The organism is Parahoeflea olei (assembly GCF_001703635.1).
Taxonomy (GTDB): domain Bacteria; phylum Pseudomonadota; class Alphaproteobacteria; order Rhizobiales; family Rhizobiaceae; genus Hoeflea; species Hoeflea olei.
Window position 1 is genome coordinate 1 of the sequence record NZ_LQZT01000023.1, and the last position, 12,959, is coordinate 12,959.

Here is a 12,959-nt window from a genome sequence, read left to right on the forward strand (position 1 = left end):
AGCCTGCCATGACCGCCCAATCTCAGCCATTTTGCAGAACTCTCCGCACACTACCGGTGTGGGCCCGCAGCTCTGCCCGGGCGCCTCCCTCATCTGTCCCGGCGCAGCCGGCGGATGAGGGGGCGGTGTAGAAACGGAAGCCGGCGGATCAGGGGCGCGCTGCACGCGCGGAAGCCGCCAGGCTGCGGCCATCGGCGAGCAGTTGCATGACACGCGCGCCCAAATGCGGGGGACGGCGGGCGCAGCCGGGGCCAGTCTTTCCAACGCCTTGCGTCCCGGTCTGCCGCTTTTCATCCCCACCCTCCGGCACCCGCGTCATACTCGTCCCACTCCCGCTCACGGATGGATCCGCGAACGTGCCGGACCAGGCGGGGGGAAGCGCCCTGTATGTCCGCCGGAACGTGCGGTGCGGCATGTGGGGAGGCGGTGGCTGTCGTGGCTCCGTCGGCGGGCTTTTTCGCGTCCTGCGGAGAGGCCGAGCCGGCCACCGGACCGACCTCGGGGATGTCGTCCGTTCGCGGATGCGCCCTGACAGCGGACCGGGCCTGTGGCGGAGGCCTGCCCCTCGTGTTCCGGCGCGGTCGCGCCGGCCGATGCCGGGGGAGGCGCTTCGTGCCGGAAACCGCGTTGACAGGTCTGGCGTCGCAGCCCTCCGTCCGGGGGCGGCGGCTTGGGGAAACCCATGGAAACCGCGTCGGGCGCGAGCCCCCAAGCGGAGAAGCCGGACCCGACGCCGCCTGTCGGACGGACGGATGCCGTCCGGCGTGTTTCGGGTTCGCGCGGGTGCGCGCCACCCCCTCGGGCCATGCCGGTTCACACCCGGCATGGCCCGCCCCTTCATCTCCGAGGCGATGCCCCGCGCGAGCCCTCCGGATTGCTGTTCCCCGATCCCGGCGGGTTTCCCGCGCGGCACGGTGTTTGCGTTGCGCAAAATGTAAGTTATGACTTACGTATTTTTCCGCCGGAGATCCGCCGTTGCCCGCCCGGCCAGTGCGCGCGGCGATTGCGCCCGGGTGCCGACGGGGTGTAGGCTTGCAGCCGTAAGATGCGGGGAAGGCGGGAAGGGAGAGCGACCATGGAGATCGTCACCGGCGGCTGCCGTTGCGGGGCGCTGCGGATCGAGGCGCGCGGCGCGCCCTGGCGGGTCGGCATCTGCCATTGCCTCGACTGCCGCAAGCATCACGGCGCGCCGTTTCATGCCTCCGCGGTCTTCCCCGAGGCCGCCGTCACCGTCACCGGCGAGGCGCTTGGCCCGGACGGGCGCTTCTTCTGCCCGGCCTGCGGCTCGCCGGTGTTCGGCCGCTCCGGCGACGAGGTCGAGGTCAATCTCGGTGCGCTCGACGTGCCCGGGCGCTTCACACCCAGCTACGAGCTCTGGACCATCCGCCGCGAACCGTGGCTGCCGCCCTTTCCCGGCACCCGCTGTTACGCGCGCAACCGCACCTCTTCCGCCCGCACCGAGCCGTAGCATTCGCGCAACAGCCCGCGCGCAAACACCGCGTGCGGATGCTGCCTGCTCTGGGCAGGCGCGGCTTTTGGGCGTAAGCCATGCGCCGACATTGTTTCAACCCCGGTGCTTGACGGGAGAAGATCCCATGATCCAGTTGCCTCTTGTCGCTTAGCCGGTTCCTTGCGGGAACCGGGGGCTGAGACGGCGAACCGGTCCGGCAGGGCGTCAGCGGCTGGTCCGCTCCGTTTCCGGCCAGTGCCGCGCGCCGTGTCATCTCCCGCGCGTCTGGTGCGTCCGCCCGCCGCGGGCTCCGCCCCATGACTGCTGCCGGTCTCCGGCAGTCCCGTTTCGTAAAGTCCAATGGACCATGCGGTCTGCGCGTCCGGCCATCTCCCGGCAACCAGGGAGGGCCTTGGGCGTTGCTCCACTCCGGATGTCCGCTCTTGCAAGGTTGCCCCGATGTCGCCCTATCTCCGCTCCGCCATAGTGCTCGGCCTGCTCTGTGCCTCAGGCCCGCTTGCCATCGACATGTATCTGCCCGCGCTGCCGCGGATCGCCGAAAGCCTCAACGGCACCATGGTCGGCGCGCAGCTCACCATCACCGCCTATTTCATCGCCTATGGCCTCGCGCAGATGGTCTACGGTCCGCTCGCCGACATGTTCGGCCGCAGGCCGCCGCTGATGGCCGGGCTCGCGCTGTTTCTCGCCGGCTCGCTCGTCTGCGCGCTCGCGCCCGACATCAACTGGCTGGTCGCGGGCCGCATCGTCCAGGCGCTCGGCGGGGCCGCGGCCATGGTGATCCCGCGCGCCATCATCCGCGACCTGCACACCGGGCCGCGCGCCACGCGGCTGATGGCGCTGGTGATGCTGATCATCTCGGTCTCGCCGATGCTCGCGCCGCTGGCGGGCTCGGGCGTGATCGCGCTCTCGGGCTGGCGCGCGATCTTTCTCGTGCTCGCGGTCGTCGCTGCCCTCAGCATCACCGCCACGCTCACGCTCCAGCCCGAAACGCTGGATCCCGAACACCGGGTGGCGGTGCGGTTGTCGGCGATCGGCCGCGGCGTCCGCACGCTCATCACGGATCCCGTGTTCATGGGGCTCACCTTCGTCGGCGGCTTCGGCATGGCGAGCTTCTTCGTCTTCCTCGCCAGCGCCAGCTTCGTCTATACCGGCTATTACGGCCTGAGCTCCACCGGCTTCAGCCTGGCGTTCGCCCTCAATGCCGCGGGCTTCTTCACGGCCTCGCAGTTTGCCGCAAATCTCGGGGATCGCCTCGGCGTCACCCGCGTGATCTGGCTCGCGACCGCCGGTTTCCTCGGCGTCACGCTGCTGCTTGCGGGGCTGGTCTGGGTGGGGATCGACCAGTTCGCGGTGCTGGTGGCGCTGCTGATCGCTGCCAATGCCTGTCTGGGCCTGGTCATTCCCACCGTGATGGTGCTGGCGCTCGACGATCATGGCGATATCGCCGGCCTCGCCTCCTCCTTGGGCGGCATGCTGCAGATGCTGTGCGGCGGCATCCTGACCATGCTCGCAGGCCCGTTCTTCGACGGCACGCCGCTGCCGATGGTCGCGGCGATCGCGCTTGCGGCGGTGCTGGCCTTCGCCGCATTGGGCCTTTCCGGCGCCACCCGCGGCCGCGGCCGCGGCGATGCACTGATGGCCTGACCGGAAACGAAAGAGCCCCGCCGAGCTGGCCGGCGCGGCGGGGCGATCGTCTGAGGCGGGCAGGGCCGGAACCGGCCTTACTTGCCCTGGGTCACGATCACGGGGATCAGCAGGTCGCCCCAGTTGCCGTCGCCGCCATGGTGGCGCGCCGAGCGCACCAGCTCCACCGAGACGCCGGCATCGACGGCTTTCATCACGGAGTGGTTGAGGCGGTGCAGGTCGTTGGCAAGCATGCGGATCGCTGCCTGCTGGTCTGCATCCATGGCCGAAGACTGTTCCTCGGCGCGTTCCTTGACACGGGTCTGGGGGGGCATGGCATTTCTCCTCTGTTTTGTCGGGGTTTGTGATCGGTGGTGCCTGGTTCCCGCCGCGCCGGTGTTGCGCCCTGCACGACGGGGAAGGGGTGTGTTATTCGGCCGCCGGCTTGAACTGGGCGTGCTCGGTGGATTCGCTCATCGCGGTCGTCGACGACTTGCCGCCGGTGATCGCCATCGACACGGCGTCGAAATAGCCAGTGCCCACTTCGCGCTGGTGCTTGGTGGCGGTGTAGCCGTTGACCTCGGAGGCGAACTCGGCTTCCTGCAGCTCGGAATAAGCGGCCATCTGCCGGTCCTTGTAGCCGCGCGCCAGTTCGAACATGCCGTGGTTCAGCTGGTGGAAGCCGGCGAGCGTGATGAACTGGAACTTGTAGCCCATGGCGCCCAGTTCGCGCTGGAACTTGGCGATGGTCGCATCGTCCAGGTTCTTCTTCCAGTTGAACGAGGGCGAGCAGTTGTAGGCGAGCAGCTTGCCCGGATGGTGCTTGTGCACGCCTTCTGCGAACTTGCGGGCCTGTTCGAGGTCGGGCTTCGAGGTCTCGCACCAGATCAGGTCGCAATGCGGCGCATAGGCCACCGCGCGGGCGATGCAGGGCTCGAGCCCGTTCTTGACGTTGTAGAAGCCCTCGACAGTGCGGCCGGCGTCATAGTCGACGAAGGGCCGGTCGCGCTCGTCGATGTCCGAGGTCAGAAGCTTGGCGGCCTCGGCATCGGTGCGGGCGATCACCAGCGTCGGCGTGCCCATCACGTCGGCGGCAAGCCGCGCGGCATTGAGGTTGCGGATATGCGCCGCGGTCGGGATCAGAACCTTGCCGCCGAGATGGCCGCACTTCTTTTCCGAGGCCAGTTGGTCCTCGTAGTGGACGCCGGCAGCGCCCGCCTCGATGAAGGCCTTCATGATCTCGAAGGCGTTGAGCGGGCCGCCGAAGCCGGCTTCGGCGTCGGCCACGATCGGGGCGAACCAGGTGTCGACCGACAGGCCGTTGCCTTCCGCGGTCTCGATCTGGTCGGCGCGCTGCAGGGTGCGGTTGATGCGCCTGGCGAGCTCCGGCGCGGCATTGGCCGGATACAGCGACTGGTCGGGATACATCGACGAGGCGGTGTTGGAGTCGGCGGCGACCTGCCAGCCGGAGAGGTAGATCGCCTTCAGCCCCGCGCGCACCTGCTGCATGGCCTGGTTGCCGGTCATGGCGCCCAGCGCATTGACGAAATCTTCCTCGTGAATGAGCTTCCACAGCCGGTTGGCGCCCATTTCGGCGAGGCTGTACTTGATGTTGACGGAGCCGCGAAGCTTGAGCACGTCTTCCGGCGAATAGGGCCGCTCGACGCCGTCATAGCGTCCTTCGGGGGCGGTGGGGACGAGATTGTAAAAGTCAGTCATGGCTTGTCTCCGTGTACAACAATTTTGGTCAGGCGCGCCGCCGGGAGGCAACATTTGTCCGCCGCTGATGTGACTGGATTTACAGCCTGGCATCGCGACTGCCGAGAAAATTCCCGAAAATCAGTGTTTAATTCGGGTCAAGCTGTCTTGTCTTTGACTGGTTGCGACTGTAAATTTGTCACAAATGTAAAAGAGCCGGATCACTGGCCGGCGCCGAAACTCTGTAAATTCATGTAAAGATCGCGCCATGGCCGACCAGAAGATCTTCGCGGGGCCCCGTATCCGCCGCATCCGCAACGCCAAGGGCCTGACCCAGACCGCGATGGCCGAGGCGCTCGGCATCTCGCCGTCCTATCTCAACCTGATCGAGCGCAACCAGCGGCCGCTGACGGTGCAGCTGATCCTGAAGCTTTCGGCGGTCTACAAGGTCGATGTCGAGGAATTGCAGGGCGAGGCCGGCGGCACGCTGGCGAGCCTCAAGGAGGTCTTCGCCGATCCCTTGCTCGCGGGTGAACTGCCGGGCGACCAGGAGGTTGTCGAGATCGCCGAGGCCGCGCCCAACGCGTCCGCCGCCATCCTCAAGCTTCACCGCGCCTATCGCGAGCAGGCCGAGCGCCTGTCCGATCTCTCCGCCATGCTCGCGCGCGAGGGTCACTCCACCGCCATGGCCGGCGCCAAGCTGCCGATGGACGAGGTCCGCGAGGTTCTCGAAGGCCGGCCCAACCACCATCCGGCGCTCGAGGAGGAGGCCGAGGCCTTCAACGCGCTTCTGAAGCCCGGCGACGACCTGATGGCTGCGCTCAAGGCCTGGCTCAAGGCCGAGCACGGCGTCGTCGTCCGCCCGCTGCCGGTCGCCACCATGCCCAACTGGCGCCGCCGCTACGACCGCCACTCGCAGCGGCTGTTTCTCTCCGAACGGCTGTCGCCCTTCGACCAGTTGCGCGAAGTGGCGATGGAGGCGGCGCTGATCCGCATGAATGTCGCCATCGCCGCCGGCATAAGCGCGCTGAAGCTGTCGACCGACGAGGCCCGGCGCATCGCCCGGTTCGAACTCGCCCGCTATGCCGCGCATGCGCTGATGATGCCCTATCCGGCGTTTCATGCCGCCGCCCAGCGCGCGCGCTACGATGTCGACGTGCTCAAGTCGCGCTTCGGCGTGTCCTTCGAACAGGCGGCCAACCGCATCACCACGCTGTGCCGGCCCAACATGGAGGGGGTGCCCTTCTTCATGCTGGAGGTCGATGTCGCCGGCCACCGCTTCCGCCGCGCCGGCGCCCAGGGCTTTCCGCAACAGCGCTTCGGCGGGCACTGCCCGAAACTGTCGATCCACGCGGCCTTCTCGCAACCCGCGCAGATCCTGGTCGATGCGGTCGAGCTGCCCGGCGGCGCCGAGTTCCTGACCGTCTCGCGCACGCTTGAGGGGCCGCAGGGCGCGTTCTCGGAGCGGCCGCGCCGCACCGCCATCCTGCTCGGCTGCGACATCGGCTTCCGCGACGAGATCGTCTATGGCGCGGCACTGCCGATGGCAGGCGGCAAGACGCCGCATCCCGTCACCATTCCGGTCGGACCGGCCTGCCGGCTGTGCGAACGTCCGGGCTGTCTCGCCCGCGCCGAGCCGCCGATCACCCGTCCCCTCGGGCTCGACGAGATGGTCACGGGCCTGTCGGCCTTCGATTTCCAGTAGTGCGGCACCGCTCGCGGTGCGTGTGATTGCACTGCGGTATAAAAGCGGACGAAGCTGCAATCGCCTCTTGTGAGTCCGGCATTTCCTTCATAGGGTTGGAGGTCCGCGAGGCCCGGCATGTCCGGAATCTGCGCAGGGCCGCATCAGACAGGGAGCCGGGCGCAAGACCATCGGCCCGGTTTGATCGAGAAAACCGAATAAAGAGAGGAACAGGAATGACCCTGAAAACCCGCCTATTCTCCGTGGCCGTGATGCTTGCCGCATCGACCGTGCTGTCCGCAGCGCAGGAGCGTGTCGTCAACGTCTACAACTGGTCTGACTATATCGATGAATCGATCCTCGAGGATTTCACCAAGGAAACCGGCATCAAGGTCGTCTACGACGTGTTCGATTCCAACGAGGTGCTCGAAACCAAGCTTCTGGCCGGATCGACCGGCTACGACATCGTCGTGCCGACCGGCACCTTCCTCGCCAACCAGATCAAGGCCGGCGTGTTCCAGAAGCTCGACAAGTCCAAGCTGCCGAACCTCGCCAACATGGACCCGGCGATTTCCGAGCGCATGGAGAAATACGATCCGGGCAACGAATACGCCATCAACTACATGTGGGGCACCACCGGGCTGGGCCTGAACATGGACAAGGTGAAGGCAGCACTCGGCGATGATGCCGAGCTCAACACCTGGGACCTGCTGTTCAACAAGGAAACCGCCGACAAGCTCGCCGACTGCGGCATCTTCATGCTCGACGCGCCGACCGAAACCTTCCCGGCGGCCAAGAACTATCTCGGCATCGATCCCGACGCCAAGGACGGCGAGTCGATCGAAAAGGCCAAGGAACTGCTGCTGAAGATCCGTCCGGACATCCGCAAGTTCCACTCCTCGGAATATATCAACGCGCTTGCCAATGGCGACATTTGCATGGCCATGGGCTGGTCGGGCGACATCCTGCAGGCCCGCGACCGCGCCGCCGAGGCCAATGCCGGGGTCACGGTCGAATATGTCATTCCGAAGGAAGGCGCGCTGATGTGGTTCGACAACATGGCGATCCCGTCGGACGCGCCGCATGTCGAGGAAGCCCATGAATTCCTCAACTATATCATGAAGCCGGAGGTGATGGCCAAGGCGTCGAACTATGTTTACTACGCCAACGGCAACAAGGCCTCCAAGGAGTTCCTCAACGAGGATGTGGTCGGCGATCCGGCGATCTATCCCGATGACGACACCATTTCCCGCCTCTACACCGTCTCCCCGGAGAATGCGCGGGAGAAGCGGGAACTGAACCGCGCCTGGACCGAGGTCAAATCCGGCCAGTAAGGGACTTCAACCCCGGCGCCTCGGCGCCGGGGTTTTTCGTCGTGGATCTGGGTCTGGGGGATCTCAATGCCGTCACTGGGTAACATTCGCCGATCATTCGCGCCGTGGGAGGACCCGGCGGCCAAACCGTATATCTCGTTCCAGAACGTGACCAAGCGCTTCGGCACGTTCACCGCCGTCGAGAACCTCTCGCTCAATGTCTATGAGCGCGAGTTCTTCTCGCTGCTGGGGCCGTCGGGCTGCGGCAAGACCACGCTTTTGAGGATGCTCGCGGGCTTCGAGGAGCCGACCGAGGGCGAGCTATACCTCGACGGCCAACCGCTCAAGGGCGTGCCGCCGCACAAGCGTCCGGTCAACATGATGTTCCAGTCCTACGCGCTGTTTCCGCACATGACGGTCGCCGACAACATCGCCTTCGGCCTGAAGCAGGACGGCATGGCCAAACCCGAGCGCGACGAGCGCGTGGCGCAGATGCTCAAACTCGTCAAGCTCGAGCAGTTCGCGGGCCGCAAGCCGCACCAGCTTTCGGGCGGCCAGCGCCAGCGCGTGGCGCTCGCCCGCTCCGTGGCCAAGCGCCCCAAGCTCCTGATCCTCGACGAACCGCTCGGCGCGCTCGACAAGAAGCTGCGCGAGGAAACCCAGTTCGAACTGATGGACCTGCAGCAGGAGCTGGGCCTGACCTTCATGATTGTCACCCACGACCAGGAAGAGGCCATGACCATGTCCGACCGGATCGCGGTGATGGACAAGGGCGTGATTGTCCAGACCGGCACACCGGCCGAGATCTACGAAGCGCCCAATTCCCGCTATGTCGCCGATTTCATCGGCTCGGTGAACATCCTCGAAGGCAAGGTGACGCCCGCGGGCGAGGGCCGGATCGTGCTCGACGGCCCCGACGGCAGGATCACCGGCGCGGTGCGCGACGGCGCGCCCGCCACCGGCGAGACCGCCTGGTTTGCGATCCGCCCGGAAAAGATCGAGATCGGCCGCACCCCGCCCGAAGGCGCCGTCAACCGGCTCGAAGGCGAGGTCTGGGACATCGCCTATCTCGGCGACATGACCATCATCAATGTCAAGCTCGCCTCGGGCACGGTGGTTCAGGCCGCGACGCTCAACCGGTTCCGCCTGGTCGAGGACCCGATCGGCTACGAGGAACGGGTCTGGCTCTCCTTCAACCCCGACAGCGGTGTCGTGCTCAGAAGCTAGGGAGCCGGTCATGAACGCCAGTCCGACTTGTCTTGAACACCCGCGCCGAAGCCTGGCTGCCGCGCTTGGCCCGGGGCGCACAACCCCCGCTGCGGCCCCTGTCGTGGGGGCGCGCCGATGACCTTGCTTTCCGCGATCAGGAGCCGGCTGGTCATCCTCATCCCTTATGTGTGGCTGCTGTTCTTCTTCCTGCTGCCGTTCATGATCGTGCTGCGCATCGCGCTGTCCGATCTCGAATACGGCTCGCCGCCCTATACGCCGCAGTTCAGCCTGAGCGACGGCTGGTCCGGCATCTGGGACAAGCTCTCGACGCTGGATTTCGAGAACTTCGCCTTCCTGGTGGGCGATTCGCTCTACATCAATTCCTATCTCTCGAGCCTCAAGATCGCGCTGATCTCGACGCTGTTCACGCTGGCGATCGGCTTTCCGCTTGCCTATGGCATGGCGCGTGCGCCCGACCGAATCCGCCCCACGCTGTTGATGCTGGTGATCCTGCCGTTCTGGACCTCGTTCCTGATCCGCGTCTATGCCTGGATCGGCATCCTCAAGCAGGAGGGGCTGCTCAACCAGTTCCTGCTCTGGCTCGGCGTGATCGACACCCCGCTCGAAATCCTGTCGACCAACACCGCCGTCTATATCGGCATCGTCTATTCCTATCTGCCGTTCATGGTGCTGCCGATCTATTCGGCGCTCGACAAGATGGATGAATCGCTGGTCGAGGCCGCGCGCGATCTGGGCTGCACCCGCATCGGCGCCTTCTGGAAGGTGACCGCGCGACTCGCGGTGCCGGGCGTGCTCGCGGGCTGCCTGCTGGTCTTCATCCCCGCCGTCGGCGAATTCGTGATCCCCGACCTGCTCGGCGGCTCCGGCACGCTGATGATCGGGAAGACCTTGTGGATCGAGTTCTTCAACAACAGCGACTGGACGGTGGCCTCGGCGATCGCCATCATCCTGCTGATCGTGCTGGTGGTGCCGATCGTCTGGTTCCAGAACGCCCAGGCCAAGGCCGCGGAGGCAGGCAAATGAACGCGCGCTGGTCCTGGTTCAACATCACCTCGGTGGTCTTCGGCTTCGCCTTTCTCTATCTGCCGATCGTGCTTCTGGTGATCTATTCCTTCAACGAATCCCGGCTGGTCACCGTCTGGGCCGGGTTTTCGACCAAATGGTATGGCGAGCTGTTCCGCAACCAGGGCCTGCTCGACGCCGCCTGGGTTACGGTGCGGGTGGCCTTCATTTCGGCGACCGTGGCCACCGTGCTCGGCACGCTGGCGGCGGTCTCACTGGTGCGGTTTACCCGCTTCAACGGCCGCACGCTGTTTACCGGCATGGTTTATGCGCCGCTGGTGATGCCCGAAGTCATCACCGGCCTGTCGCTGCTGTTGCTGTTCGTCTCGATCAATTTCGCCCGCGGCTTCTGGACCGTGACGCTCGCCCACATCACCTTCTCGCTCTGCTTCGTCGCGGTGGTGGTGCAGTCGCGGCTCGTCACCTTCGACCGCTCGCTCGAGGAGGCGGCGCAGGATCTCGGCTGCCCGCCGTTCCAGGCCTTCATGAAGGTCACCCTGCCGGTGATCCTGCCGGCGGTGATCTCGGGCTGGATGCTCGCCTTCACGCTCTCGCTCGACGATCTCGTGATCGCAAGCTTCACCTCCGGCCCGGGGGCCACCACGCTGCCGATGAAGATCTACTCGCAGGTGCGGCTCGGGGTGACACCGGAAATCAACGCGGTCTGCACCATCCTGATCGGCGTGGTCTCGGTCGGCGTGATCATCGCCTCGATCCTGACCAAGACGCGCGAGGTGCAGCGCCAGCGCGACGAGCAGGCAGCCTTCGCGCAGTAGGGCGCCGCCGGTCTCTGCCGGAGGTATCGTCGCGAATGTCCGGCTGCGGCGAGCGGACGGGATCGGAAACCTTGCGCGCTGAAGGCTCTGTCAGGGCGTGACCGGCGAAATCACCGGCCGCGGCCAGGAGCCGCCGACGAAGAACCGCAGGGCATTGGTGGCCGGCTCCTTCTGTGCGGGCTGGTCGTCCGCCCCCGGCGGCGGGCGTTGCGCCAGCACGCCGGCGATCGCAAGGCTCGAGCGCGAATAGGGAACCACGCCCGACAGCGACACCATCTGGTCGGGCCCGATCAGCTCGGCGGTCTTCAGGTCCGCCTCGCCGGCGGCGATCGTCGCCTCGAAATGGGCGCTCTGGAACGGGAACGAGCCGCCGGTGCCGAGCTGGCTCAGGTCGAAGAAGCGTTCGGTCTTGGCGAGGTCGCGGAATTTCTTGAGGTCGAGGCCGGGCACCACGCCGCGGCCGATGGAGAGGTCGAGCTTGCCGGTCAGGTCCGACAGCGCGGTGGCCCAGGTCGGGTAGGGCGAGGTCACCTCGACGTCGAGCGAGCCCACGCCGCGCGGCAGCGGCCCGGTCATGCCGATGGCGTCGTAGAGATTGCCGAAATCGATCCTGCGGGCGGAGAGTTGCACCTTGACGCCGCCTTCCACGCCCTTTTCCGACAGCGCCATGCGGCCCATCACGCTGCCGCCATAGGCGGTGGCGTCGCCGATGTCGAAATTGGCGCGGCCCTCTTCGACCCGTGCCGCCGCCGCGAGGTTGGACAGCACCACCGCGCCCAGGCTCGCCGACTGCGCCGACAGCCTCAGATCGAGCCCGATCTCGCGCAGGAACCGCGTGTCGATGGTCGAGGCGATGTCCGCGCCCGATGCCGGCAGCGGCGTAAACGCCTGCAGGAACGAGACCACATCGAGCGAATTGAAGGCGAGCGTGCCCGCCACCAGCGGCGGTTCGTCCTCGCGCAGGGCGATGTCGAGCACGCCGATGCCGCGGTTGCGGTCGATCATCACGATCAGGTCGTCGAGCTTGGCCTTGGCGGATTCGGCGGTAAGCTTGGCCGACAGTTCCAGCGCGCCGAGCGCCTCGCCGGGCTTGATGTCGGCGCCCGACCACTCCAGCGCGCGCCGGGCCGAGGCGCTCTTGAGGCTGAGCGCGCCCGATACGAACGGGTTGGCCCCGAGGCTTGCCGAGCCCGCAAAACCGACATTGAGGGGCGCGGCGCTGATCTTGAACTCGACCGGCGCCGAGCGCTGGCCGAGCAGCAGCAGCGGCGCGGCGGTGGAGCCGGTGACGGCGATCTGCTCGCCCCGGAAGATCGCCGTCAGATTGGCGCGGGCCACCGCGGTCGGCGCGGTCCAGGCGAGCGTGCCGTTGATGGCGGTCAGCTTCTCCGCCGCAGCCCCCGGATCGCGGATCCAGCGCAGCGTGCCGTCCTCGATGGTCACCGTGCCGAGCGCCGCGGAGTCGGGGATTGTGGCCGTCGCAGGCGCGGCCGTGCCCGATTGTGCCGCCAGGTCCTGCGCCACCGCGGCCGCCACCCCTTGCGCGAGCTCGCCCGAGGCGGAGGACCAGTTCGAGGTCGAATCCGGGTAGAGTTCGACATTGAAGGTCGGGCGGATCAGCTTGAACTGGGAAAAGCTCGGTGCACCCAGAACCGCCGAAAACAGGTTGAAATTGGCAACGATGCTGTCGGCGCGCAGGATCGGATCGCCCTCGGTGAAGGTCGCGGGGCGGATCTCCACCATGTCGAGCTTGATGGTCGGCGTCGGCCAGTAGTCGATCGAGGGCGCGTTGCCCAGCGTCACCGCATGGCCGGCCCAGGCGCCGATGTCGCGCTCCAGCCGGTCGCGCACCACGTCGCTCGACACAGCCAGCGGCAGGCTCGCGAAAACGGCCAGCACCAGGGCGAGCATCACCAGCGTGCCGGTGATCGCCGCGCGGCGCAGAGACCATTGCGCGATTATGAAATCCAAACCCGTGTCCCCCGAAACGCTGTCAGACGCTCTGGTTACTGCCTGCGGTCGGCGAATGCAATTGCGAAGGGGAGGCTTCCCACCGCGATCCGCAGCCCCCGCGCCGGGGCCTGTTTGCATCGTGCCCGGCC

At 66.6% G+C, this 12,959-nt stretch carries 10 protein-coding genes; 7 read left to right on the plus strand and 3 right to left on the minus strand.

The window, feature by feature from the left end:
* Positions 1–1,075 precede the first annotated feature (1,075 nt).
* Complete coding sequence (locus AWJ14_RS12960) at positions 1,076–1,468, plus strand: GFA family protein (RefSeq protein ID WP_066179753.1); 393 nt, start codon at positions 1,076–1,078, stop codon at positions 1,466–1,468.
* A gap of 441 nt (positions 1,469–1,909) precedes the next feature.
* On the plus strand, positions 1,910–3,115 hold the full coding sequence (locus tag AWJ14_RS12965; RefSeq protein WP_066179759.1) for a multidrug effflux MFS transporter: 1,206 nt from the start codon (positions 1,910–1,912) through the stop codon (positions 3,113–3,115).
* 77 nt (positions 3,116–3,192) lie between these two features.
* Here the strand turns inward: AWJ14_RS12965 and AWJ14_RS12970 are convergent, their stop codons facing one another.
* Both AWJ14_RS12970 and aceA read right to left on the minus strand, forming a co-directional pair.
* Positions 3,193–3,429, minus strand: coding sequence for an SMc00767 family acetate metabolism repressor (locus tag AWJ14_RS12970; protein ID WP_066179762.1), 237 nt, complete (start codon positions 3,427–3,429; stop codon positions 3,193–3,195).
* Between the two features lie 94 nt (positions 3,430–3,523).
* The gene (gene aceA / locus AWJ14_RS12975) at positions 3,524–4,813 is read right to left on the minus strand and encodes an isocitrate lyase (protein WP_066179765.1); all 1,290 of its coding nucleotides are present in this window, start codon (positions 4,811–4,813) and stop codon (positions 3,524–3,526) included.
* A 247-nt stretch (positions 4,814–5,060) separates the two neighbouring features.
* On the opposite strand from aceA, the gene AWJ14_RS12980 reads away from it, so the two are divergent.
* The 5 genes from AWJ14_RS12980 to AWJ14_RS13000 all read left to right on the plus strand — a co-directional run bounded on the left by AWJ14_RS12980 (position 5,061) and on the right by AWJ14_RS13000 (position 10,857).
* Positions 5,061–6,497, plus strand: a complete 1,437-nt coding sequence (locus tag AWJ14_RS12980; RefSeq protein ID WP_066179767.1) for a helix-turn-helix domain-containing protein — start codon at positions 5,061–5,063, stop codon at positions 6,495–6,497.
* A gap of 215 nt (positions 6,498–6,712) precedes the next feature.
* Positions 6,713–7,810, plus strand: coding sequence for a polyamine ABC transporter substrate-binding protein (locus tag AWJ14_RS12985; RefSeq protein ID WP_066179773.1), 1,098 nt, complete (start codon positions 6,713–6,715; stop codon positions 7,808–7,810).
* Between the two features lie 66 nt (positions 7,811–7,876).
* A complete protein-coding gene (locus tag AWJ14_RS12990) occupies positions 7,877–9,016 on the plus strand; it encodes an ABC transporter ATP-binding protein (protein WP_066179776.1) in 1,140 nt (379 codons plus the stop codon).
* A gap of 117 nt (positions 9,017–9,133) precedes the next feature.
* On the plus strand, positions 9,134–10,042 hold the full coding sequence (locus AWJ14_RS12995; protein ID WP_066179779.1) for an ABC transporter permease subunit: 909 nt from the start codon (positions 9,134–9,136) through the stop codon (positions 10,040–10,042).
* Positions 10,039–10,857, plus strand: a complete 819-nt coding sequence (locus AWJ14_RS13000) for an ABC transporter permease (protein ID WP_066179782.1) — start codon at positions 10,039–10,041, stop codon at positions 10,855–10,857. Before AWJ14_RS12995 ends, AWJ14_RS13000 begins: the two co-directional genes overlap by 4 nt.
* A gap of 90 nt (positions 10,858–10,947) precedes the next feature.
* Here AWJ14_RS13000 and AWJ14_RS13005 read toward each other — a convergent pair whose 3' ends face one another.
* Positions 10,948–12,828 (minus strand): AsmA family protein, encoded by a 1,881-nt coding sequence (locus tag AWJ14_RS13005; RefSeq protein WP_066179785.1) that lies wholly within the window; start codon positions 12,826–12,828, stop codon positions 10,948–10,950.
* Between the last annotated feature and the right edge of the window lie 131 nt (positions 12,829–12,959).